Genomic DNA, 22,374 nt, shown 5'->3' with positions numbered 1-22,374 from the left:
TGAAGAGCTGACACCTGTCGTTCCCGCTGTGCGCATCACCTGCCCGGCGGGTTGTCCGTACCTACGGATGGGTGTCTATGCCTCACGAAATTCTGCGCGCAATTGATCTTGTCAAGATTTATGATGGACGCCGCGTCCTCGATGGACTGAGCCTCACTGCTTCGCCAGGTGAGCGCATCGGACTGGTCGGTGAGAACGGCGCGGGGAAGTCAACGCTCCTCAGGCTGCTCGCGGGGGTTGAAGAGCCTGACGGCGGCACCCTCGAGCGCCCGGTGGATTCGGGGTTTCTCGCTCAGGAACTGCCGTACTCGCCGGCGACGACCCTCCAGGAAGCAATCGACGACGCGCTGGCGCTCACGCTGCAGCTCTCTGCCGAACTTTCCCGCACATCAGCTGAACTCGCAGCGAAACCGGATGATCCCGTAGTGCTCGCGCGCTACGGTGACCTTCTCTCCCGCGCCGAAGCGGCCGGGTTGTGGGACGCTGAGAGCAGAGCTGAGAAGGTCCTCGATCGGCTCGGTCTCAGCGGGATCGCCCGGACGACGTCCCTTCAGGCTATCTCTGGCGGGCAACGGTCCCGACTCGCGCTCGCGGTGCTGCTGATCCGGCAGCCACGTGCGCTCCTGCTCGACGAGCCGACAAACCACCTGGACGATGCAGCCACCGTATTCGTCGAGGAGCATTTGCGCACGCTGCCCGGCACAGTAGTGCTCGCGTCCCACGACCGTGCCTTCCTCGATGCGGTGTGCACGACGGTGATTGACCTCGATCCGTCACGCGGCGGCGTGACCCGCTATGGCGGCAGCTATTCGCACTATCTGTCCGAGAAGCAGAAGGAACGCGTCAGGTGGGAGCAGCAGTATGCGGCCGAACAAGCGGAACTGCACGATCTGGAACACTCGGTCACCGTCACTGCGCGCGAGGTCAGTCACGGCCGCCCGATGCGCGACAACAACAAACTCGGCTACGACCGCCTAGGCGGGCGGGTCGAGAAACAAGTATCCCGACGGGTGCGCAATGCGCAGCGCCGTCGTGACGAACTGGAACGTGACCAGGTTGCGGCACCGTCGCAGCTCCTCACATTCCGCGCGTCCCTGACAAGCGCCACTGTCATCGAGGAGCCGGCGCTGACGGCGACCGATATTGTGGTGCCGCGAAGGCTGACGATCGAGTCGCTCGAGATCACCAGTTCGGAACGTCTGCTGGTGACCGGTCCGAACGGAGCGGGGAAGTCGACGCTGCTGAGTGTGCTCGCGGGCACCCTGCACCCCACGTCCGGATCAGTGGAGGTGGCTGACGGGGTGACCCGAAAAATGCTGCTTCAAGACGTCTCGTTCGCCCGGGCGCAGCGCAGCGCGTCAAGCGTCTATCGGGAGCACGCTGGAGACGACGTGCCGAGCCTCATGGAACTGGGCCTACTGAGCGAGACTCAAGCACGATCACCCGTGGCGCATTTGTCGGTTGGGCAACGGCGCAGACTCGCACTCGCGATCCTGCTCGCCAGCCCGCCCGACGTCTTGCTGCTCGACGAACCGAGCAATCACCTGTCCCTGCGGCTGGTGGAGGAACTCGAAGATGCTTTCGATGCCGCTCCCGGCGCGCTGATTGTCGCTACACACGACAGATGGCTGCGAAAACGGTGGGACGGCCGCGAGGTCCGCCTGCTGAACGGCGCCGCTAAGGAGTTCGTTCCGCTGTCTGCGTGATGTTCCTCGCCATGCCCTGGAAAATGATCCCGTGGAAGGGCAGGATCGAAAACCAATACAGGCGCCCAAAAAGGCCGCGCGGAAAGAACACTGCACGCTGCAGCAGCTCGGAGCCGTCGTCGCGTGGCTCTACTCGCATCTCCAGCCAGGCACCGCCGGGCACCTTCATTTCTGCTCGCAGTCGCAAAAGTGAACCGTGCTCGATTTCTTCGACCCGCCAGAAGTCGAGCGCCTCACCCTTGTAGAGCCGGTGGGGGTCGCGGCGCCCGCGGCGCAAACCCACGCCCCCGACGACCCGGTCCATCCAGCCGCGAATCGTCCAGGCCAACGGGAACGAATACCAGCCATTCTCACCGCCGATACCCTCGATCACCGCCCACAGCTTTTCAGGGGACGCCGAGGACGATTGGGTGCGGAGATCGGTGTAGGCGGTTTCGCCCGCCCAGTCGGGATCAGACGGCAGCAAATCCGACGGTGTGTCGGGCACTGCCGCGTTGGACCAGCGGGTCTCGACCTTGCCGTCCTCGATCCTTTGTAGCGCGAGGTAGACGGAGCGGCGGTACGGAGTGAGTCCGCCTTCCGGCTGCGGAACGTAGCCGTCAATGTCGTTCTCGTGCGCGACAGCTTCACATTGCAGTGACTCGATCAGGGGCATCGCGAGGGCTTTGGGCACCGGGGTCACCAAGTTGATCCAATGGCCCGCGAGCCGCGGCGTCAGCACTGGGACCACCAGCATGCGCCGTTTCGGGAGGCCTGCGACATCGCCGTACGTGCGCATCATCTCGCCGTACTCCATCACGTCCGGACCGCCGATATCGAAGGACCGATTTACTCCTTCGGCGACGGTGAGGTCCGCGAACGAAAGCAGGTAGTACAGCGCGTCACGAACAGCGATCGGCTGAATGCGATTCTTCACCCACTTGGGTGTCACCATGACGGGCAACCGGTCGGTGAGGTGACGGATCATCTCGAACGACGCGGAACCTGAACCGATAACGACGCCGGCTTGCAGCACCACCGTAGGGATCGACGAGGCGAGGAGGATGTCGCCGACTTCGGCACGCGAACGCAGATGCGGTGAGAGATCACCATCCGTGGGGTGCAGACCACCGAGATAGACGATTCTTTTGACGCCAGCCGCTTCAGCCGCGGCGACGAAGTTGCGCGCCGAGTCCCGTTCAAGGTCGGCGAACTTGCCGGCGCCACCCATTGAATGCACGAGGTAGTACACGACGTCGATGCCGTCACATGCGGCGCGCAAACTGTCAGCGTCAGTGAGGTCACCTTGCACGATCTCAGCGTCGGGAGACCAGGGCACGTCACGAAGCTTGTCGGGTGTGCGCGCGAGTACGCGCACCTTGTGACCAGCTTCGATCAAGCGCGGGGCGAGCCGGCCGCCGATGTAGCCCGTCGCGCCAGTAACAAGGCACGAACTCGTCGTTTCGGGGATGGGCACAGGATCAGGTAGCTGATCATCCGTCATGACGCCAAGCTACCAGCGCTAGACCCGGCGCGCTTCAGGGACGAAGCGGTCTGCCGTGTTCGTCGCGGCCACCATTGATGAGAATGAGGATGCCGTCAATCAAGCTCCAGATCCAGCCGATGCCGCACGTCACGATCGCAACAAGCAACTGAGCGATACCGAGACCGATCTGGCCGGCATACATTCGGCCAACTCCCGCGACCAGGATATTGAGCAGTCCCGCGCCCAGCCGGCTCTTCGGCGAGAACGGTACTCCGGTCGCGGGGTCGTAGCCGAATGGAGCGCCAGGCTGCGAGAAGTACGGTGGGTACTGCGGTGGCTCCCACGCACCAGAATCGGGCCCGGTCGCGCCGAACGGGGGTGGGGGCTGAGTAGCGTCCCACCCATTCTCTTGCTCGTCGCGTCTCGGTCCTTGATCTGTCACGAGTGACAAAGCTACGTCAGAAGTTTCTGACTGTGGACCCTAAGGTGACAAACCCCACCCGCATTTGCCTCGCTACCTTCGCGGGCGGATGTATCGATTCTCACTCGGAAACCAATACATCCGCCCGCGAAGTCTCCACACGCCCCGGAGATTTAGCGCGGGAGGGTCGCCATGAATTCCCGCACCTGCCGCGCCGAGGCGCGCAATTCCGGATCATGCTGCAGATAGTGTTTCGTTTCCCGCGCGATGAGCCCAGATAGCAGCAGCAGTCCGATCAGGTTGGGCAACGCCATGAGGCCATTGAGAATGTCCGCGATCGTCCAGACAATCGTCAGCTGCGAAACCGCGCCGACGAAAACCACGCAGGTGAAGAAGACGCGGTAGGGGGCCACCCCGCGCCGCCCCACAAGTCGCTCGACGCAGCGTTCGCCATAGTAAGACCAGCCGAGGATCGTGGAGAACGCGAAAAACATCACGCTGAACGACACGATGTAGTGGCCCCACTCACCGGGCAAGCCGATGGTGAACGCGTTGGCTGTCATCGTGCCTGACGCTGCACGGTCAACGTCCCAGACTCCGGTGGTGATGAGTACGAGACCGGTGAATGACACCACGATGATCGTGTCGATAAACGTCTGCGTCATCGACACCAGGCCCTGACGCACAGGATGAGTCGTTCTCGCGGCGGCCGCGGCAATTGCTGCCGACCCCATGCCGGACTCATTGGAGAAAATGCCGCGGGCGACACCCATCTGCAGCGCGTAGAGGAATGCAGAGCCGAGCAGGCCGCCTGCTGCCGACTGCCCGGTGAATGCCTCGGAAAAAATCAGTCCAAATGCACTCGGAATCGCCGCTGCATTCGCGATGAGGATGTAGGTGCCACCGAGCAGGTACACGGTGATCATGAATGGCACGAGCGCCGCGGTCACCCGCCCAATGGCTTTGATTCCGCCGATGAGCACCAGTCCGGTCAAGGTGAAAAGGATGAGGCCTGTGACGAACGGGCTGATCCCGAAAGTGTTCTCCATCTGTGCGGCGACCGCGTTGCTTTGCGTCATGTTGCCGATGCCGAAACTGGCGAGCACAGCGAAGACGGCGAACAGGATGCTGAGAAGGAGCCCCAGATTGTTCTGGATACCGCGATACAGGTAGTACTGCGGGCCGCCGGACTGCTCACCCTTCGCGTCGGTCACCCGGAAGCGCACGCCGAGGAAGGCTTCCGAGTATTTGCTGGCCATACCGACCAGCGCGGTGACCCACATCCAGAAAAGCGCACCCGGACCGCCAAGGCCAATTGCCGCTGCGACACCAACGATGTTGCCGACACCCACAGTGGCGGCCAATGCGGTGGTCAGCGCCTGGTATTGGGTGATGTCACCCGTACCGCCGTCGTCCCGCCGCTCGATGAGGGCAAGGCGCAGCGCGGGGACAAGTTTGCGGAACTGCAGGCCCCCAAGTCGAATGGTCAGATATAAGCCCGTTCCCAGCAACAGCGGGATAAGCAGCCACGGGCCCCAGACGAATGAACTGATGTCACCCAGAGTGTCTTCAACGTTCGGCATTGGAGAAATGTATATTGACGCCGCCGATCACGTGATTCGAGAATCGGACATTGAGCGAAACTGCCGCAGATGTCCGCTTTCCTTGAGCGAGCTGTCAGCCGGTGCAGGCACACTGGCATCATGACGTCGCATCCCTATCTCGCGTCGCCCGCACCCCGGGCGTTCGCTCACCGTGGCTGGCACTCAGGTGAGTTTCACGGCCTGGAGAACACGCTGGCTGCGTTGACCGAAGCTGCGCGCAGAGGATTTGAGTACCTCGAGATCGACGTCCGTGTCTCCTCCGACGGCGTGGTGGTGGTTCATCACGATGCGACGCTGGATCGGGTTTCCAATATGCAGGGACACATTGGTGATTTGCCGTGGTCAGCGCTGGCGGAGGCGCGAGTTGATGGTCGTGAACCGCTGAGCCGCCTCTCTGATGTGCTCGAAGCGCTTCCCGATACCAAGTTCAATATTGATGTGAAGTGCGATGCGGCGGTGAAGCCCTTCGTCGATCTCATACAGCGCACCGCCACCTTCGATCGGGTGGCGATGGCCGCTTTCTCGACCCGGCGCCTGAACTTGATGCGCAGGCTGTTCGGTGCAAGCGGTGGTGTCGTGCCGATCGCTGCGATGACGCCCGCGGCGGTGATGACTCTATGGTCGTCGAGTCGCGTTGGTGCGCTGGGCTCCCAGGGTGTGCTCCCGAAAGCGATCCTCCGCCGAGTGGCGTGGGGCGGGATGGCACAGGTTCCGAAGGCATATGCGGGGCGCACACTGGTGGACCCGAAGTTTATTCGGGCCGTCCATGCCCTGGGCGCAGAGGTGCACGTGTGGGTGGTGGATTCCGAAGCGGAAATGCATGAACTGCTCAGTCTTGGGGTGGATGGGCTCGTCACTGACCAGCCTGAGACGTTGCAGCGCGTGCTCAGCGAACGAAACGATTCGTGAGCTACTCGGGGTCACGGCCCACGGAGTCGAAGAGCAGGGTGAGACCGCTGATCAGCTCGGCTGGGCTCGGGGTGTTGTCGGCATCGATCAGCCATTGCATGGCGAACCCGTCACATACCGCGATCATGAAGCTCGCGATCGCCGTAGTGCGGGGATCTTCTGCGGAAAGCCCGTTGACAGCTTCAGCGACGTAACCCGCTACGCGGCCGCGGATCGCGCGGTACTGCTCGGCGAACTGGGTGCGCAGTTCGGGGGTTCTTTCCGCCTGTGCGAGCGCTTCGGCGAGGGCGACTAGCATCGGTTGCTGATCGCGGAAGCCGTCCAGCATCGCCGCCCACGTGATCACGGCTCGCTCGTGCGGTGAGTTGACCTGCGCTGTCATTGCGGTGTTCGCGAGGTAGGTCGTCCAGTCGCTGAACGCCTCGAAGATGGCCGCATTGAGCAGTGCCTCTTTGGAACCGAAGTGGTAGCCGATCGAAGCCAGGTTGGTGCCCGACTCCGCGACGAGGTCCCTGGCAGTGATGCGCGCGTAGCCCTTCTCGCTGATGAGCTTTCCCGCTGCAGCGAGGAGGTCTTCCCGATGGCCCATAGAGGAGAGTTTAAGACTTCGATCTATACGTTTGTTCTATACGTATGTGTAAATAAGGAGAAACAATGCGAGTGACCTCAACGGAGAGGGACGAAGATGACACAGACCATGCGCCTGGACGTCCCGCCAGGACCGCGCCTTCCACTTGCCATTCAGACGTGGCGCTTTGCGCGCTCCCGGCACGAATGGATTCCTGAGCTGCGCAAACGTTACGGAGACGTGTTCAGCCTGAGCGTGTACCCTCAGCGCCACCTCGTGCAGCTCGCACACCCGGATGACATCCGCGCGGTGTTCGGTGGGCCACCGGATCTCTTTCATGCCGGCGAGGGCAACATGATCCTCACGCCGATCGTGGGGGAGCAATCAGTGCTGACGACCGATGAAGACCAGCACCGGCGGCTTCGTGGCTTACTGATGCCACCGTTCCACGGACAGGCGCTTCGTGGCTATCGGAACATGGTTGCCGCACTCGCCATCGACGATGCTTCGAGATGGCCAGTCGGCAGGCCGTTCGCCACCCATTCGCGGATGCAGGCGCTCACTCTCGAGATCATCATGCGAGTGGTGTTCGGTGTCGCCGAGGGGCCCCGGCTCGACGCGTTGCGCGATCTGCTCGGCCGCCTCGTCTCCCTGAACTTGCTGTCTCTCTTCGGTGTCCACGATCCGCGGCTGCGCCGGTTCGGGCCCTGGCGGCGGACGGTGGGAATGCAGCGTGAGATCGACGCGCTTCTCGGCAGCGAGATCAGTGAGCGTCGCCGCGCTACCGACCTCGCTGACCGCCCCGACGTGCTCTCGCAGCTCATCGCTGGCTCGTCAGCCGCCGCCGGGACCGCGAGTGACGGGCTCACCGACGCTGAGCTGCGTGACCAGCTGATCACTCTGCTGCTCGCCGGTCACGAAACGACCGCAACCGCGCTCGCATGGGCGTTCCACGAGCTTGCCCGTGACCCCGAGCGGCAGCGCCTTGGCCGGGAAGCTGCGCTCAACGGGGATGACAAGTATCTGGAGGCGATTTTCAAGGAAGCACTGCGCCTGCGGCCAGTTATTTACGAAGTGGCGCGGACCCTCACCGAGGACATCGAGATCCGCGGCTTCCGTATCCCGGCGGGCTATACCGTGATGCCGATGATCGGTGTCGTCCAGTCTGACCCGGAACATCACGAAGACCCGGAGCTCTTCAGGCCGGAACGTTTCCTCAACGGCAGTCCAGCCCCGAACACCTGGATCCCATTCGGCGGCGGAGTCCGGCGCTGTCTCGGAGCGGGGTTCGCGCAAATGGAGGGCACCGAGGTGCTTCGCGCTGTTCTGAGCCGGTACACCTTCATGCCCGACAGGGTGGCACCCGAACGGGCTGTGCCCCGGAACATCACGCTCACACCCCGCCGGGGCGGGCGAATCGTCGCATGGCCGGTCTAATGTTGAGGTGTGAGAGATCGCGCAGACAACACGCAGCTCGCCGTTGAAAGGGTGTTCGTGGGGACGCCTACGGTGCTGGGGGATTTTGGCCGCGAGCGAGTTCTCAGCGCGATCGCAAAGCACGAGGTGCGCGGCACACACATCACGCTGCAGCCCACCAATCTCGACGGTGACCGGCAGGCTGACCTCGACAACCACGGCGGCATCGACAAGGCGATTTACCTGTATCCCGCAGAGCATTACAGCGCCTGGAACACCAGCCAGTACGCGCTCGCCGCAGGAGCGTTCGGGGAGAACGTATCTGTACGCGGCGCGCTCGAACCGGACGTGCGGGTCGGCGATGTGTGGCAGTGGGGGGATGCGCTCATCCAGGTCTCGCAACCAAGGCAACCCTGTTACAAACTAGGCATGCATGTGGGAAACAAGGCGATCATCGCGGACATGGTGCGGTCAGGGCGCTGCGGCTGGTACGCCCGTGTCCTTCAGGCCGGCGACGTACCCGTGCGTGGCGCGATGGTGCTGCAGGACCGTGACAGCGATAGCCCCACCGTGGCTGAAGCCTTCGCCCTGATCTTCGAATCGCCGCGCCGCGCCTAGCGGATAGTCAGCCGTTGCATTTGAGTGATCTTTAGTGATCATCGCTATGCAGCCTCACTTTTGGGTGAGGCGCTTCCATCGCTGGATTCAGGTTTCATAGCCACCAGCGCCGCCGAAGCGGTCGTCTTACGGTCGGCTCCACCATTATCGAAGCAGGCACTCTGCTCCGCCCGCGCATAGCGCGCGAGGTTGATAGCGGCGTTGAGGTCCCGGTCGATACCGGTGATGTTCAACCCGCAGTCTTCGTTGTCGCAGACGTGCAAGCGGTCTGACAAGCTCAGTTTGGCTTTCACTGAACCGCAACCAGAACACGTCTTCGAGCTGGGATACCACCGGTCCGCCTTGACTAGTGCCGAGCTGTACCAGGTGGTTTTGTAGTCGAGCTGGCGGGAGAACTCACCCAGACCCGCGTCAGCGATCGAACGATTCAAGCCTTTCTTGCGGGCACCACCGGCGGCCATCATGTTCTTCACCGCGAGCGTCTCGGTGCCGATCACGTCGAACGACTGCGCCAGCAGCGTGGTCAGTTTGTGGAGGCGGTCCTGGCGCAGGTTCGCCACCCGCACATGCTGGTCCGCGATCGCCTGCTGTGTGCGTTGCCAGGCGTTCGACGGCTCCCGCCTGGTTTCGGTTACCGCGTCCCACGGGCCTTGCTGGCGCGCTGCTTTACGTTGCAACGCCCGCAGTTTCCGGGACGCGTGTGTGAACTCTTTCGGAGCCTGCACACGTAGAACCTCCCGCCCGTCGGGGGTGGCCGCGACGATCAGGTCTTTCACACCAACATCGACCCCGACCACCGGTGCCAGGCGTTTGACGTGCCCTGGACGGCTGGCGGCACGCTCAACCACACAGGTGAAACTCACCAGCCACCTGCCACGTTCGAACCGAACCGTCGCTTTCAAGATCCGGGCTGTGCGGTGTTCGAGGCGGCGGGCGAGTTTACGGGTCGACTCGTGCACCCGCAGCGTCCCGAGCCTCGGCAGTGTTACGTGATGCCGGTCCGGTTCGACGCGGATCGTGCCGGTGGTGAACGCGAAAGCCCTGGTCGAACGCTTCGACTTGAAGGACGGGAACCCAACCCTCGGGCCTTTACGGGTGCCTTTGCGTGAGTCGCTCCAGTTCTTCAACGCCTCCGCGAGGTTCTTGCATGCGTTGGCGTACGCCTCTTTCGAGTTCTCTGCCCACCACGGTGTGCCGTCCTCGCGGACCGCTACCTGGTGTTTGCGTGTGTTGAAGTCGTTGCGCAGCGATTGGAACGACCAGACCATGCTCGGGGTCAGATCAGCGTCGGTGATCCCGTACGACTTCTCCGCCTCGCGTTGGGACAGGTTCGCTTTCACTGCTCGCAACATCGTGTTCCACGCAAACCTGGCCCCACCCGCGTGCGACTCCAACGCAACGGCCTGCGCATCGGTCGGGTCGAGCGCGTACTGATACGCCTGCAACACCCACCCGCCAGGAACCTCGAACTTCTCCGCCATCACGCCACCCGGCCGGAAGTGTCATCAGCAGTCGCCGCTACCGCTCGCTTGGCGCGGTGAACGGCAGCGCGTTTGCCATACAACCGCGCACACATCGACGTCAGAATTTCGGTCATATCCCGCACAAGGTCGTCGTCCACCTCGCACGAATCGACCACGACCAGCGCGCCGCCGTTCGCTGCGAGCGCGGCCTGGACGTACTCCGATCCGAACCGGCAGAACCGGTCACGGTGTTCGACCACGATCCGTGTGACAATCGGGTCTCGCAGCAAGGCGAGGAACTTTCCACGGTGCCCGTTCAGCGCTGATCCGACCTCAGTGACGACCTTGCCGACGCCGATCCGCTCACTCGCGGCCCACGCTGTAACTCGTGCGACCTGACGATCGAGGCCGGCCTTTTGATCCGCTGACGACACCCCCGCATACACCGCTGTCCGGCCATGCGATTGCGTGTTAGTGGTGGGATCGCCGACCAGGATCAGGCCGCCGGCCTTGCGGGCCGGGACCGGGAGCGAGCCAGAGCGAAACCAGCGATACGCGGTCACACGCGCAACGCCGTTGCGCTGTGCCCACGTCGCTAAGTTCATGTGTTCGGTTGTACCGCACACCACTGACAAGTTTGATCGCTCAAACGCGTTAAAGACCACTAACGACCACTCGACCCGCAACAGTTAGCAACCCTCGCCGAGATCGGCATCGTCAACGTTGAGGTCAAGTGCTTGGGCACAATACCGCCATAACCGGATGACGTCCTCTGCGGACTGATGCGTGCCGGGCAGTCGGTGCGCTGCGCGTGAACGCCGGTCATGCCAGAACCGTCCCGGCGGAGGCGGAGGCTGTGACGCAGCGAGCCACACAATGGTGTCCGCGGCCGACTCAGCGTCACGCAGCAACGGCTTCATGACCTTGTGGAACCCGGGCAGCGCGTCGACGACGCCCGGCGTGTCTGCCCAGCCGGGATGCATCGAATGAACGTCAGTACCCTCCGGGCCCCAGCGTTGCGCCAGCAGAGGAGTAAGCGCAACTTGCATGCGCTTGGTGCGAGCGTAGGCGGTGGCGCCTTTGTAAGTCCCTGACAGATACTCAGGATCCTCAACAGGCAGGCGCTGCGTATACATCCCGCCCGATGACACGAAGATGACCCGGCCTTTTCCGGACGCCCGGAGCGCGGGTCTGGCTACCTCGGTGAGCAGGATCGGACCCAGCACGTGCGTCGCGAGAGTGATTTCGTGGCCGTCTGCGCTTTCTTCACGGTGTGACGGCAGCACCCCAGCGTTGTGCACAACAACATCGAGGCGCGGTTCCTGGGAGATGATGTCCCGGCCGGCTTTGCGTACCGACGCGAGGTCGGACACGTCGCAGATAACGGTGGCTATGTTCGCGCCCGGCAGTTCAGCACGGATCGCTTGTTCCGCGGCGTCGCCCTTTTCCTGTGACCTGACGCAAAGCAGCACGCGCGCACCCAATTTGGCGAGCCCCAGCGCGGTCGCAGCACCGATACCGGATCCCGCTCCGGTAACGAGCGCTGTCCGGTCGCGCAGCGCGCCTGACTGGGGGTCGTCCGGCCACGCCGGAAGCAGCCTGCGGGCCGCGAAACCAATCCGCGAAAAACCGCCTACCACGCTGCCCTCTAACACCGCATCCGCGGTTCGGGCAAATAAACGCGCACTTCGGGGGCCAATCGACGCCGTCATACAGTCACCTGAATACCTCGTTGTAACTCAGCTTGCACGCTGGACCCAAGCGGGGATAACCCCGTTAGTGGCCTGGATAGTAAGGCTACTGAACACCGGCGGATGGCGCGGACAGTTCAGCTACGAGGGGACGAACCTGACTCGGCAACGTCCTCGGCCTCGCCAGGCCCTACATCATCTGGCCCTACATCGTCATCAGTACCTTGGAGGTGCCTAGTCTCGTCCGCGGTCTTCTCGTCGAGAACCTCACCGACGTAACGGACGGCCACTGCGACCATCGCGGCGACGGGGACTGCGAGGAACGCCCCGACGATGCCGAACAGCCGAGCGCCCGCGGTGACGGACAGGAGCACCACAACCGGATGCAAATTCATCGAGCGGCTCTGCAAAATTGGCTGCAGGATGTTGCTCTCGAGTTGCTGAACCGCGACGATGATGCCGAGCACGATGAGGGCGTTAACGAGTCCATTCGCGACAAGCGCGACCAGCACCGCCAGTGCACCAGCGACGAACGCACCAACAATAGGTACGAACCCCGCGATGAAGGTGATGATCGCGAGGGCGTTCGCGAGTGGAACCCCCATCACAATCAGGCCGATCCAGATGAAGAACGCATCGACGAAGCTGACGATCGCTTGAGCCCGAATGAAGCCGGCGAGTGTTTTCCACTGACGCCGGAGGACCTCAGCGACGTGGTGTGCGCCCGGCCCGCCGGTTGAACGCAGGAACCAGGGGAGAAAGCGCAGCCCATCCTTGAGGAAGAAGAAAGTCAGCACCAGGGAGAGCACAAGGGTGATGAGAATCGACGTGGCGGCCCCGAGACCGACGAAGACGCCGGAGGCGATGCGGTCTGAGCTTTCTTGCAGCACACCCGCGACGGCCTGCACGTATTCGTTGAGCTGCTCGGGCTCGATATTCAGCGGCGGACCTGAGATCCATTCCTGAATACTGAGGATGCCCTCTTCGGCTTGCTCAGCGAGCGCTGGCGCATCGTCGACGATCGACGGCACGATCGAGGCAATCAGGCCGCCAAAAACCCCGAACGCGACGAGCAGGCTGATCATCGACGCGAGCGCCGCGGGAACGTGGTGCCGGTACAGCCAGCCGGCGATCGGCCACAGCACAGTCGACACGATGACGGCCAGCGCAACCGGCAGCGCGATCACCCACATTCGTCCGACAACCCAGCCCACGATGTACGCGGCGGCAGCGAACAGGATCAGCCGTAAGCTCCAGGTTGCGACCCAGCGGCCGCCTTCGCCGATGAAGTCGCCGCGGTGGCGTGCCCGTCGTGGGGCGCTCGTCCGTTGCAGGTCGACCACGCCCGCAGCCTCGGCCACTTCCGGAACTGGTGAGGATCTCTGATCAGGCACAGGGAGCCCCGCTTCGTCGCTGGTGACGTGACATGGTGTGATCTTGGCATTCACGTTGCTGGTACACAACGTTTTCCGCATGTGAGTCCGGCATCGTTAACCCAGCGTTTCGGTCTGTGTCCGCAAAGTCCGGTAGGTCAGCTTCCCCCGTCCTCGCCCGACTATGCGAAGGTAGAAGGAGCATCCTGCTCATGATCGAAGGGCTTAGATGGACCTGCACGACTTCTCACTCATCGCAGCCGTGCTCGCTATTGCCGCGGTCGTCGCGCTTTTTGCTGTGCGCCTCAAGCAGCCCCTCATCGTCGCGTTCATCGGTGTCGGCATCCTGGTCGGGCCCGTCGGTCTCGGATGGGTGACTTCCGACGGGACGGTGGAACTGCTTGCGCATCTCGGTATCGCCATTCTGCTGTTTCTCGTCGGGCTGAAACTCGATCTGCACCTGATTAGGACTACCGGCCCAATCGCGCTTGCCACGGGGCTTGGGCAGGTCGCATTCACGTCGGTGGTCGGCTATTTCATCGCGATCGCGCTGGGCATGGACACCGTCACCGCGATCTATGTCGCTGTGGCTCTGACATTCTCGTCCACGATCATCATCGTCAAGCTGCTCTCGGACAAGCGGGAACTCGAGCAGCTCCATGGCCGCATCGCAGTCGGGTTCCTGATTGTGCAGGACATTGTTGTCGTCCTCGTCATGATCGGGTTGACAGCGTTCGGTCAGGAAGGCACCGACAATCTCGCGCTGGGTGTCGGCGAGGTCCTGGCGAAGGGGCTTGGTCTCCTCATCGGCATTGCTCTGCTGATGAAGTTCGTGATCCCCACGCTGATCAGAAGCATCGCCCAGTCACAGGAACTTCTCGTGCTGTTCGGTGTGGCGTACGCAGTGGCAGTTGCGGCGTTCAGCGACTGGCTCGGCTTCAGTTCAGAAGTGGGTGCATTCCTCGCCGGCGTATCTCTCGCGTCTACGCCATACCGTGACGCGCTTGGCGCGCGGCTCGTCAGCCTGCGCGATTTCCTGCTTCTGTTTTTCTTCCTCGCGCTGGGATCGCAGCTCGAGTTCACCGACGCGAGATCGCAGCTCACCGGAGCCGCCATTTTCTCGCTGTTCGTGCTGATCGGAAACCCACTGATAGTCATCATCATCATGTCGCTGATGAGATATCCCGTCAGGGTCGGCTTCCTCGCGGGACTCACCGTTGCCCAGATTTCCGAGTTCTCGCTTATTCTCGCCGCTTTAGGCCTCAGCCTTGGCCATATCTCTAACGCGACGGTCAGCCTCATCACCGTCGTCGGGCTCATCACGATCGGTGGCTCGACGTACTTGATCCTGTACTCCCATCAGATCTACGCCAAGATCGGTCCGTGGCTCGAGAAAGTGTTCGACCGGACTCAGGGGAGGACAGTGGCGCTCGCCGACCCGCCGTCGGACACGGACGTCATCCTGTACGGGCTCGGACGCTTCGGCGGGCACGTAGCGGACCGGCTCGGCCAATCCGGATGGCGGGTCCTCGCGGTCGACTTCGACCCGTACCGGGTCGAGAAGAACGAACGGCCGAACGTGACAGCCGTGTTCGGGAGTGCCGAAGACATACACTTCCTCGAGACCCTTCCATTGAGCCGGGCGAAATGTGTGGTCAGCAGTGTCCCGCTGCTGGACACCAACAAAGCGCTACTGCACGGACTGCGCCACCACGATTACCGCGGCTGTGTCGCACTGACCGCGCACACCATGCGCGACGCGATGGAGTTACAGCGCTCAGGCGCGGATATCGTGCTCGAGCCTTTCGACTTCGCGGCGACGACCACCGCGAACTCACTGGCAGAAATGATCGTGGAGCTCGAGCGGCGGCGAGACGATGAGGATGGTGCTGCGGGTCCCGTCACCCGATAGTCGTGCCGAAGCCAAGGCCGAGCAGGTAGGTGGCCCCGGCGGCGCCATATCCAATGGCGAGCTGCCGCAGTGCGCGCTTTACCGGGGGGCCGCCTGAGAGCAGCCCCACGATCACACCCGTCGTGAGTAGCGCGAGACCGACGAGGATGCACGCAGTGACGATCGCGGCGAGACCCTGCAGCCCAAGCAGGTACGGCAGCACGGGGATCACGGCACCTGACGCGAAGAAGCCGAAGCTCGCCGCGGCTGCCCGGATACCTGTACCCACGGCCTCATGAGTGTCGCTGGAACTGCGCGCGGCCGCGCTGTCATCGTAATTGTGGCTGCGCAGAACCTCTGCGGCCTGAGCTTCCGCGTCCTCCGCGGACATCCCACGCGCCCGGTACACCAATGCGAGCTCGTTCTCTTGGACGTCGAGCTTCGGCACAGCATCGCGGGTTTCTGTGCTGGGGGTCGACGCGTCGAGAAGCTCACGCTGCGAACGCACGGAAATGTATTCGCCGGCACCCATCGACAGTGCCCCGGCGAGCAAACCTGCGAGACCTGCGAGCAGGACGACCTCGTTGTCGACACCGCTGCCGGCAAAGCCGAGAATGAGCGCGAGGTTGCTGACGAGCCCGTCATTAGCACCGAACACAGCCGCACGGAAGGTCCCGGACAGCCGGTTCCGCCCGCGTGTGGCCAGCGCGCGGACTACCTCTTCGTGGATATGTTCGTCAGCCATCATCGCGTCGGTCGCGTCGATGTCCGACGCATAAGGTGACCGTTTCTCGGCGCGCTGCATGAGCGCGAGCACGAACACCGAGCCGAACCTTCGCGCGAACAGTCCGAGCATCCGGGTGCGGAGGTCGCCGCGCTTCGGCATACCGACGTGGTCACCAAGCAGGTTGCGCCAGTGTGCTTCGTGCCGTCCCTCGGCGTGTGCGAGGGCGAGCAGGATCTCGCGTTCCTCACCAGTGCGGCGGTCCGCTAAGTCGAGGTAGACCGCGGCCTCAGCGCGCTCGTTCGCGAGGTGGCGCCGCCAGCGCTGGATGTCTTTGGTGGTAGGGGGATTCGCTGCGTCACGGCGAACGACAGGATCAGGCGTGTCGCTCGGCATGCGGCCCCTCCTCCTCGATCAGATCTGTTCCCTAGGAGAGGTTACCGTGAGGGGCGTATTGCTTCGGTGCACGCCATAGCGGCACCCCAGGTGGCAGCGTGCCGTAGATGCCGCGCGCGGCATTGACCGTGCGGGTTTTCAGCACAGGGAGGCCGGTCAGATCGGCTATCGACGATAGGTCCCCCGCCGGTCTGGTGACAGCCCGGTCTACGTGCACGCGAACGGGAAGCATGGCGGACTTGTCGAGATTGCAGGCAGCGTCGACTAGGACGAGATTCGCGACTCCGTCGATCGGAACTTTCGACCAGGGGAGTACATGATCGATATGAACTTCGGCGGGGAGCATTCTGTCGCAGTAGAAGCAGCGCCCATCCTGAAGCTCCCGGAGCGGGTTACGCAGCGAAAGCAAGTGCGAGCGCTCGCTGCCGAAGAGGAACCCTGCGATGTCGTCGTGCTCGAGCGCCTGACGGTTGCACGCGACAACATCTCCGACCCAGACCATCTCGATCATCGGTTTGAGCAGGGGCGCGAAGTCGCGAAGAGCCTCTGCTACTCCCGGACGGAGCACGAGCGGGCCATGTTGCTCCAGTTCGCGCCGGGTGACGTTGTTGTGGAATGCACTCGCGTCGTAAATAAAATCGTTGCGCAAGTGCGCGAGCTGGCGGGTCGGGGTCTGCAGATGGGTCAACGGGTACTTAGCGAGGATGAGTTCCACGCTCCGAACCATTCTCAGGTAGTCGGGATCTTCCGCTTCCCGGGCCGCTTCGGGGGTGCGTACACCCCGGTCGAGCAGAAGCTCGCGCGCGTCACCCACTAACTTGAGGATCACTGGCGGTGCGCTTTTGCTTTGGCGGAGCGGACCGTACTCGGCGAACGGGCGTACTTGCGGCCAGTAATACGCGACAACGCGATGCGCGAGTTCCTGCACCGGGATGGCAAGCGTCCCGTCGGGGCGTGGCTGGTTCTCAACGCACACATCCATGATGGCCATCATGGTCGCGAGCTTGTAGGTGGACTGCCGTCGTCCCGTTTCCACCAGTGCGACGAGTCGTTGAGCGAACTCCATCGCTGATCCGCCGCTTGCCACAAGGACAGCCTAGCCGTCAGGTCACGAGGTCAGCGCCGATAGCAATCAGGGTCGCCACGCCCACCGCGACAATAGCGACGGTGATGATTGCGAGCGTGCGCGGGCCCGGCATCTCTTCCTCACCGCTTTCGAGGGCCTTCGCGACTTGCCGCCATCGCCGGAACCCTTCGGCAGCAGCCAGACAGGAGAGTGAAACCATCGCCAGGCCGATGACGGTGCGGACGGTCTGGGTGCTGAATGTCGGCACCACGTGGATAACCGCGATCCCTGCGACCATCAGTCCGAGCGACGTGCGCATCCAGGCGAGGAAGGTGCGTTCGCTGGCGAGCGTGAAACGTTCGTCAGGCCGGAGTGGTGCACTCATGAGGCGTCAGTATGCCACCAAAGCCGGCGTGGGCTTGCTCTTGCGTTCGCACTTGTACAGGCGAAGGATTGACGGTGCAGTGGCCGCGATCGTATGGCTGACCGGAGTTGCCCGGCAGTGGACTGCGACGGGACGGCCACCGCACGCACACGCGGCGGGCAAGGCACTCCCGCGTGAGGAGGGATCGATGTTTCTCCAGGTATTTCAGGGCAAAGTAGCTGATGAGGACGGTCTTCGCCGCTGCATGGATCGCTGGTCAGAGGAATTGCGTCCAGGTGCAGATGGCTATCTGGGCAGCACGTGCGGCCTCAGTGACGATGGCACGTTCTTGTGCATGGTCAGATTTGAATCCGAGGACGCCGCACGGCGCAACAGTTCCCGCCCGGAACAAGGTGAGTGGTGGGCGGAATGCGAGCGGTGCTTCGAGGGGCCCGTCACGTTCATGGACTGTCCCGACGTCACGATGTGGCTTGACGGCGGTTCCGACGATGCGGGATTTGTACAGGTCCTCGAGGGGCACACAACGGATGCACATCGAATGCGCGAACTACTCACCCAGAATGGATCTCGCCTACACGAAGTGAGGCCCGAGATCATCGGCGGGACTTTTGGCACGTACGGCGAGGACGGCTACATCGAGGCAGTTTACTTCCGGTCCGAGGCGGAAGCGCGCGAGCACGAAAAGATGGAGGTACCCGACGACCTGCGCGAACTGATGCAGGAAGAAGAACGGATCATGGGCAAGGTCACCTACTATGACCTGCACAATCCCATGATGATTTCGGCAGGAACCTCAGGGATGGGCGAATCCCGCTGACCACGTGGGCGCGCTCGATGCCGCAGTACGCGGGCATCGGGCGCGACTACGTTCGCGGTCAGCCCATCGTTTTCGAGCCGTCGAGGGACTCGCGAAGGATGTCGGCGTGCCCGGAATGATGTGCGGTTTCCGCAAGGATGTGCGCAAGGACGCGCCGAGCTGACCAGCGAACTCCGGGCGGGAACCACGGTGCGTCCGGAAGCGGATGTGACACATCAAGAGTGGGAAGTTCCGCCACAATCTGTGCTGTCCGCTGCGCGACCTCGTCGTACTCGGCGAGCACACCGTCGAGGGTTTCGTTCTCGAGCAACCGGAATTCATTCTCGCGGGCCTCGTAGTCGATATCCTCCATGTTGCCGAGGGCGGACGGGCCATTGAGCACGAAGTTCATCCAGCCCCGTTCCGATGCGGTGACGTGCTTGATGAGCCCGGCAAGGCAAAGCTCGCTGACCGTCGTGCGCTGCCGTGCCTGCTCGTCTGTCAGATGCTGGACCGTATAGCGGAGAAATCCGCGTTGCGTGGCGAGAGCTTCGAGCAATTCTGCACGCTCGCTTGAGAGGTCGGAGTTGACGGGGGCGGGCTGAGTCGCGGGCATGAGGCTCACCTTTCATCTGTGCTGGTGAGACCACTGTATGACTTATTGCGGCCACTTCCTGACCGCAATGAGTCGTACTGACGGACTTTTTTTACGGTGCGACCAGTTCGGCTTCGTGCTGCTGCTCGGTCAGGAACCTGTCGATATGCACCCATGTCGTGTCTTTGGCACCAGGGCCCGCGAGCACGCCGAGATGACTGCCGGGTTCCGTTTCGAACCTGACTAGAGGCGCACCTGTCAGCACCTGCAGCAAGTGACGTGCGGCTGGGACGGAGGTGATGGCATCGCCGACTCCCGCAACCGCGAGCACCGGAACCCTGAGGTTCTCAAACCGAATCTCCCGATCACCAAGCTTCAGTCCGCCTCGTGCGAGGTCATTCCCAAGCATGATCCGTTTCCAGAGCTGCACATACAGTCGGCCCGGATATCCCGGCATTTGTCCCATGAAACGCTCGATAGCCTCCATGCGTGCAAGGCTTTCGGTGTTCGCCAGGTTCTTAGCGATGAACACTGGTTTCTTCAGCTCGCGCTCGATCGCGGTCGCCCGGAAAGTGAGGCGGACAATCGGTGCGGGCATCCCGCCCATCAGCTTCGTCCCGAGCGTGGTGATGCGGCCTCCGGTAATACGCGCGAGCGCACGCAGCGGATACAGATTCGGAAGCTTGGAGTAGTCGATCGGTGTAGCAACCGTAGTGATCGACCGGATTGGCAGGTCGGGGTGCGCGGATGCAGTCAGCAGTGTGAGCGTGCCACCCAGGCACCAGCAAACCACGTCGATCGGCTTACCGCCGTGTTCTTCCGACACTCGCCGGATGGCGGTGGGAAGGATGTCATCGATCCACTCCTCGAACCCGAGGTCGCGGTCGGCGTAACTGATCGTCCCGTAGTCGATCACATAGGGCGTACGGCCAGTATCCACAAGGTGGCGCGCAAGGCTCTGGCCTGGCCGAAGGTCGAAGCAACTCGCCGAAACCGCGAGCGGCGGGACCAGGAGGACCGGCACATCGACGGCGGGTGTTTCTGTTCCAGTCGGGCGTTCAAAGCGACGCAGGGTTCGATGCGGCTCGTCGTATATCACCGTCGACGGGGCTGGCTGAGGCTGTTCGAGCCCGCCGCCAAAGGTCATTCCCCACGCGTTGCGTGCGGCCGTGGGGACGTTCTTGCGGACGCTCACCTTGTACTCCCTTGCTCAAGCTGTGAGTGGGATTGTCTCACATAAAAGATGCCACATGCTGTCAGTCGTGTGGGAGAACACAGCAGTTTCAGACAGCGCACACTCAGAGTCGTAGCGTTTCGACTCGGACTGTCTCGGCTATCTGCTGGGCCTGGCGGGCAAACGCACCCCAGTATCGGAGGTGGGCTGTGCTGACATCGACGACCACGACACCTGCAGGTGCGGGAAGCAGAAACTGGACGCCACGTGTCACGACTGACGTGGCATCCAGAGCACCGGGGCCAGAGTCCGGAAGTGAAAGCTCCGTTTCCCGGACGCTCCGTACGGCCGCGCCAACAGGGAGATTGATCACCTCGACTACCGCCCTCGGATGCCGGGCCCGGTGCATTTCGGCAAGAACGCTAGCGTCAGAGCCAGTTATTTTGGCGTGCTGCCATTGGCTGACGGTGAGGAACGCCGAGACCTCCGGCCCCGCCTCTACGGCTGTAAGAATGCCTGCGAGCGCGATCCCGGACGCGCGCAGATCGGCACCGAGCATCGCCAGTCCGTCCCTCGCGGCGTGACAAGTCCTGCCGCCTGAGTCGAGCACCTCCGCCGCGCAGGCGCGACGCTGCTCCGCGTCACCCTGCAGCGGAACAAGAACGCACCCTGGTGGGAGTGAGATCCTCAGCACAGCACCTCATTTCCCCGGCGCGAGTTCAGCTGCACGACGCATCGTGTACTCGGCTGGCTGGAAAAAGGCGAGCGCCGCTTCGTCTGCGTCCCGGGGGTTCCAGTGCCCTGCCCACAGATTTCCGTCCAGGGAGAGGAGGTAGTTCTGGCGGATATCCACCAGGCCGCCAGCCTGCTTGTGGAAGGTGTCAGGTGCGGTGGAGAAGCGAGCCAGTCCCTCGGCCGCCAGCCGTCCCGCGGGTATCGTGCCCAGCCCGTCGAGAGCAAGGGTCTTCCATGTCACGTTCTCTGCCCCCGCGCGCATCGCGACGGCATGGCCGGCGAATGCAGCGGCACTCAGCGCAACAGAGGTGACTCCCAGCGCCCCTGCTAATGGCTGTGTGCCGGGAATCAGAGCGAAGGCGCCCGACGCGATTCCGAGGGCGGTGCTCAGATCGGATGCGGTGTCCGAGATGAACGCGATTGTGTCAGCATTCTCCCGAATGAATTCCCATGCGAACTGCGGTGCCTTTAGCAGAGTGTCCAGTATCCGCCCGAATTCCGCTCCGACTCGTTCGAACAGGCCGGGTGCATCCGGAGCCAGCGCTGCGGCCCTATCTAGCTCCGTCGCCGCGACTGCGGCTTCACGGCTGTGCTCCACCTCAAGCTGGCGGGCTAGCCAGCGGAGGTGTTCGAGTTCATCGAGCGCGCTGCGCAACTCACGCTGCGCAAGTAGCGTGCGCAACTGGCTGTCGTTCTCCCCTGCAACGGGCACGAGAGGACTCAAGTAGGGGTTCGTCTGGGCGGCGCTGACCCGCTCCATCGCAGTGCGCGCGGCAGTCTCGAGCCACCCTGCGCGATGTTGCAGGTGGGCGAGCGCACGGGCCCACTTACGCAGCGTTTCAGCGGAGTCTGACATCGCGGTCGCGGCATCGCGAACAAGTGGGACCGTTGACGCGACACAGTCGGTGAACTGGTGAGCAGCATCACCGGCCCAGCTCTGATCGCCCTGCACAATCGAGGTCAAACTGTCTGCTGCCTCACCCAGCAGCCGCGCGGAGGCGCCGAATCGCGCTCCGTGTGCTTCGACGCCGGAAACGTCGCCGGGCGTGGGGTCGAAACCGAGGGCCACGAAATCGATGCGGCTCACCGGCCACCACCGAAGGACCTTGTGTTGAACTCCTCTGCAGCCGCGTAGAGGTCGGCTGCACTCGAGAGGCCGATACTCATCTGTTCTGTGGCATCGCCAAGTTTCCCGACGCCGAACTCCCACTGCGCGTGCAGATTGCGCGCCGATTCCGTCAGCCTGGGAGATCCGAGATGGGCCAGGTCAGCGTCGCGCAGTTCCTGTGTGGCGGCGCGCATTCCTTCCGCTACGCAGGCGAGCACGCCAGAGATGTGCCGCAGGCGCGCGGGTTCAACTCCTAGGTCCCTCAATGTT

At 63.0% G+C, this 22,374-nt stretch carries 22 protein-coding genes; 6 read left to right on the top strand and 16 right to left on the bottom strand.

Going from position 1 to position 22,374, the window contains the following annotated elements; genetic code table 11:
• The first annotated feature begins 77 nt into the window (after positions 1 to 77).
• Positions 78 to 1,706 carry an ABC-F family ATP-binding cassette domain-containing protein gene (locus AS9A_RS14440; protein ID WP_013807797.1) on the top strand — a complete coding sequence of 543 codons (1,629 nt, stop codon included), beginning with the start codon at positions 78 to 80 and terminating at the stop codon, positions 1,704 to 1,706.
• On the opposite strand, the gene AS9A_RS14435 is transcribed toward AS9A_RS14440, so the two are convergent.
• The 3 genes from AS9A_RS14435 to AS9A_RS14425 all read right to left on the bottom strand — a co-directional run bounded on the left by AS9A_RS14435 (position 1,678) and on the right by AS9A_RS14425 (position 5,175).
• On the bottom strand, positions 1,678 to 3,189 hold the full coding sequence (locus AS9A_RS14435) for an SDR family oxidoreductase (RefSeq protein WP_013807796.1): 1,512 nt from the start codon (positions 3,187 to 3,189) through the stop codon (positions 1,678 to 1,680). The two genes, AS9A_RS14440 and AS9A_RS14435, sit on opposite strands and share 29 nt — an antisense overlap.
• Before the next feature lie 34 nt (positions 3,190 to 3,223).
• A complete protein-coding gene (locus AS9A_RS14430) occupies positions 3,224 to 3,613 on the bottom strand; it encodes a TM2 domain-containing protein (RefSeq protein ID WP_049793739.1) in 390 nt (129 codons plus the stop codon).
• 152 nt (positions 3,614 to 3,765) lie between these two features.
• On the bottom strand, positions 3,766 to 5,175 hold the full coding sequence (locus AS9A_RS14425; RefSeq protein ID WP_013807794.1) for an alanine/glycine:cation symporter family protein: 1,410 nt from the start codon (positions 5,173 to 5,175) through the stop codon (positions 3,766 to 3,768).
• Positions 5,176 to 5,295: 120 nt separating this feature from the next.
• On the opposite strand from AS9A_RS14425, the gene AS9A_RS14420 reads away from it, so the two are divergent.
• On the top strand, positions 5,296 to 6,105 hold the full coding sequence (locus AS9A_RS14420; RefSeq protein ID WP_041451981.1) for a glycerophosphodiester phosphodiesterase family protein: 810 nt from the start codon (positions 5,296 to 5,298) through the stop codon (positions 6,103 to 6,105).
• Position 6,106: 1 nt separating this feature from the next.
• On the opposite strand, the gene AS9A_RS14415 is transcribed toward AS9A_RS14420, so the two are convergent.
• Entirely contained in the window at positions 6,107 to 6,694 is a 588-nt protein-coding gene (locus AS9A_RS14415; RefSeq protein WP_013807792.1) for a TetR/AcrR family transcriptional regulator, read from the bottom strand.
• Between the two features lie 96 nt (positions 6,695 to 6,790).
• Here AS9A_RS14415 and AS9A_RS14410 point away from each other — a divergent pair, with 96 nt between their 5' ends.
• Positions 6,791 to 8,110, top strand: coding sequence for a cytochrome P450 (locus tag AS9A_RS14410; RefSeq protein ID WP_013807791.1), 1,320 nt, complete (start codon positions 6,791 to 6,793; stop codon positions 8,108 to 8,110).
• A 9-nt stretch (positions 8,111 to 8,119) separates the two neighbouring features.
• Entirely contained in the window at positions 8,120 to 8,707 is a 588-nt protein-coding gene (locus AS9A_RS14405) for an MOSC domain-containing protein (protein ID WP_049793738.1), read from the top strand.
• A 44-nt stretch (positions 8,708 to 8,751) separates the two neighbouring features.
• Here AS9A_RS14405 and tnpB read toward each other — a convergent pair whose 3' ends face one another.
• From tnpB to AS9A_RS14385, 4 genes are all read right to left on the bottom strand, one after another.
• Positions 8,752 to 10,188 (bottom strand): IS607 family element RNA-guided endonuclease TnpB, encoded by a 1,437-nt coding sequence (gene tnpB, locus AS9A_RS14400; protein WP_013807789.1) that lies wholly within the window; start codon positions 10,186 to 10,188, stop codon positions 8,752 to 8,754.
• Complete coding sequence (locus AS9A_RS14395; protein WP_041451111.1) at positions 10,188 to 10,775, bottom strand: IS607 family transposase; 588 nt, start codon at positions 10,773 to 10,775, stop codon at positions 10,188 to 10,190. The genes tnpB and AS9A_RS14395 overlap by 1 nt, the downstream gene beginning before the upstream one ends.
• An 84-nt stretch (positions 10,776 to 10,859) precedes the next feature.
• Positions 10,860 to 11,882, bottom strand: a complete 1,023-nt coding sequence (locus AS9A_RS14390) for an SDR family NAD(P)-dependent oxidoreductase (RefSeq protein ID WP_041451110.1) — start codon at positions 11,880 to 11,882, stop codon at positions 10,860 to 10,862.
• Between the two features lie 116 nt (positions 11,883 to 11,998).
• A complete protein-coding gene (locus tag AS9A_RS14385; RefSeq protein ID WP_013807786.1) occupies positions 11,999 to 13,309 on the bottom strand; it encodes an AI-2E family transporter in 1,311 nt (436 codons plus the stop codon).
• Positions 13,310 to 13,463: 154 nt separating this feature from the next.
• Here AS9A_RS14385 and AS9A_RS14380 point away from each other — a divergent pair, with 154 nt between their 5' ends.
• The gene (locus AS9A_RS14380) at positions 13,464 to 15,146 is read left to right on the top strand and encodes a cation:proton antiporter (RefSeq protein WP_013807785.1); all 1,683 of its coding nucleotides are present in this window, start codon (positions 13,464 to 13,466) and stop codon (positions 15,144 to 15,146) included.
• Here the strand turns inward: AS9A_RS14380 and AS9A_RS14375 are convergent.
• The 3 genes from AS9A_RS14375 to AS9A_RS14365 are packed head-to-tail and all read right to left on the bottom strand — an operon-like array spanning position 15,136 to position 17,696.
• Entirely contained in the window at positions 15,136 to 16,245 is a 1,110-nt protein-coding gene (locus AS9A_RS14375) for a VIT1/CCC1 transporter family protein (RefSeq protein WP_013807784.1), read from the bottom strand. The two genes, AS9A_RS14380 and AS9A_RS14375, sit on opposite strands and share 11 nt — an antisense overlap.
• 31 nt (positions 16,246 to 16,276) lie before the next feature.
• Positions 16,277 to 17,332: an HNH endonuclease domain-containing protein gene (locus AS9A_RS14370; RefSeq protein WP_237707817.1), complete on the bottom strand. Its 1,056-nt coding sequence runs from the start codon at positions 17,330 to 17,332 to the stop codon at positions 16,277 to 16,279.
• A 16-nt stretch (positions 17,333 to 17,348) separates the two neighbouring features.
• Entirely contained in the window at positions 17,349 to 17,696 is a 348-nt protein-coding gene (locus tag AS9A_RS14365; RefSeq protein ID WP_013807782.1) for a YidH family protein, read from the bottom strand.
• A 187-nt stretch (positions 17,697 to 17,883) separates the two neighbouring features.
• Between AS9A_RS14365 and AS9A_RS14360 the strand changes: the two genes are divergently transcribed.
• Positions 17,884 to 18,513 (top strand): hypothetical protein, encoded by a 630-nt coding sequence (locus AS9A_RS14360; RefSeq protein WP_041451977.1) that lies wholly within the window; start codon positions 17,884 to 17,886, stop codon positions 18,511 to 18,513.
• A gap of 58 nt (positions 18,514 to 18,571) precedes the next feature.
• Here the strand turns inward: AS9A_RS14360 and AS9A_RS14355 are convergent, their stop codons facing one another.
• The 5 genes from AS9A_RS14355 to AS9A_RS23880 all read right to left on the bottom strand — a co-directional run bounded on the left by AS9A_RS14355 (position 18,572) and on the right by AS9A_RS23880 (position 22,370).
• The gene (locus tag AS9A_RS14355; RefSeq protein ID WP_013807780.1) at positions 18,572 to 19,108 is read right to left on the bottom strand and encodes a DinB family protein; all 537 of its coding nucleotides are present in this window, start codon (positions 19,106 to 19,108) and stop codon (positions 18,572 to 18,574) included.
• Positions 19,109 to 19,199: 91 nt separating this feature from the next.
• Positions 19,200 to 20,282 carry an alpha/beta fold hydrolase gene (locus AS9A_RS14350; RefSeq protein ID WP_013807779.1) on the bottom strand — a complete coding sequence of 361 codons (1,083 nt, stop codon included), beginning with the start codon at positions 20,280 to 20,282 and terminating at the stop codon, positions 19,200 to 19,202.
• Positions 20,283 to 20,385: 103 nt separating this feature from the next.
• Positions 20,386 to 20,955, bottom strand: coding sequence for a hypothetical protein (locus AS9A_RS14345; RefSeq protein WP_041451109.1), 570 nt, complete (start codon positions 20,953 to 20,955; stop codon positions 20,386 to 20,388).
• 6 nt (positions 20,956 to 20,961) lie between these two features.
• A complete protein-coding gene (locus tag AS9A_RS14340; RefSeq protein WP_013807777.1) occupies positions 20,962 to 22,083 on the bottom strand; it encodes a hypothetical protein in 1,122 nt (373 codons plus the stop codon).
• Positions 22,080 to 22,370: a WXG100 family type VII secretion target gene (locus AS9A_RS23880; RefSeq protein WP_148262472.1), complete on the bottom strand. Its 291-nt coding sequence runs from the start codon at positions 22,368 to 22,370 to the stop codon at positions 22,080 to 22,082. Before AS9A_RS23880 ends, AS9A_RS14340 begins: the two co-directional genes overlap by 4 nt.
• Between the last annotated feature and the right edge of the window lie 4 nt (positions 22,371 to 22,374).

This window comes from Hoyosella subflava DQS3-9A1 (assembly GCF_000214175.1).
In the GTDB taxonomy this organism is placed as follows: domain Bacteria; phylum Actinomycetota; class Actinomycetes; order Mycobacteriales; family Mycobacteriaceae; genus Hoyosella; species Hoyosella subflava.
Note: the sequence above shows the minus strand (reverse complement) of the source record. Positions and strands in the feature narration are given on the sequence as shown.

Excerpts from the sequence above, each read along its gene's own strand:
- AS9A_RS14360 (WP_041451977.1), top strand. The coding sequence starts at position 17,884 with ATGTTTCTCCAGGTATTTCAGGGCAAAGTAGCTGATGAGGACGGTCTT.
- AS9A_RS14380 (WP_013807785.1), top strand. The coding sequence starts at position 13,464 with ATGGACCTGCACGACTTCTCACTCATCGCAGCCGTGCTCGCTATTGCC.
- AS9A_RS14440 (WP_013807797.1), top strand. The coding sequence starts at position 78 with ATGCCTCACGAAATTCTGCGCGCAATTGATCTTGTCAAGATTTATGAT.
- AS9A_RS14375 (WP_013807784.1), bottom strand. The coding sequence starts at position 16,245 with ATGCCGAGCGACACGCCTGATCCTGTCGTTCGCCGTGACGCAGCGAAT.
- AS9A_RS14435 (WP_013807796.1), bottom strand. The coding sequence starts at position 3,189 with ATGACGGATGATCAGCTACCTGATCCTGTGCCCATCCCCGAAACGACG.
- AS9A_RS14395 (WP_041451111.1), bottom strand. The coding sequence starts at position 10,775 with ATGAACTTAGCGACGTGGGCACAGCGCAACGGCGTTGCGCGTGTGACC.
- AS9A_RS14420 (WP_041451981.1), top strand. The coding sequence starts at position 5,296 with ATGACGTCGCATCCCTATCTCGCGTCGCCCGCACCCCGGGCGTTCGCT.
- AS9A_RS14355 (WP_013807780.1), bottom strand. The coding sequence starts at position 19,108 with ATGCCCGCGACTCAGCCCGCCCCCGTCAACTCCGACCTCTCAAGCGAG.
- AS9A_RS14390 (WP_041451110.1), bottom strand. The coding sequence starts at position 11,882 with ATGACGGCGTCGATTGGCCCCCGAAGTGCGCGTTTATTTGCCCGAACC.
- tnpB (WP_013807789.1), bottom strand. The coding sequence starts at position 10,188 with ATGGCGGAGAAGTTCGAGGTTCCTGGCGGGTGGGTGTTGCAGGCGTAT.
- AS9A_RS14365 (WP_013807782.1), bottom strand. The coding sequence starts at position 17,696 with ATGAGTGCACCACTCCGGCCTGACGAACGTTTCACGCTCGCCAGCGAA.
- AS9A_RS14410 (WP_013807791.1), top strand. The coding sequence starts at position 6,791 with ATGACACAGACCATGCGCCTGGACGTCCCGCCAGGACCGCGCCTTCCA.
- AS9A_RS14425 (WP_013807794.1), bottom strand. The coding sequence starts at position 5,175 with ATGCCGAACGTTGAAGACACTCTGGGTGACATCAGTTCATTCGTCTGG.
- AS9A_RS14415 (WP_013807792.1), bottom strand. The coding sequence starts at position 6,694 with ATGGGCCATCGGGAAGACCTCCTCGCTGCAGCGGGAAAGCTCATCAGC.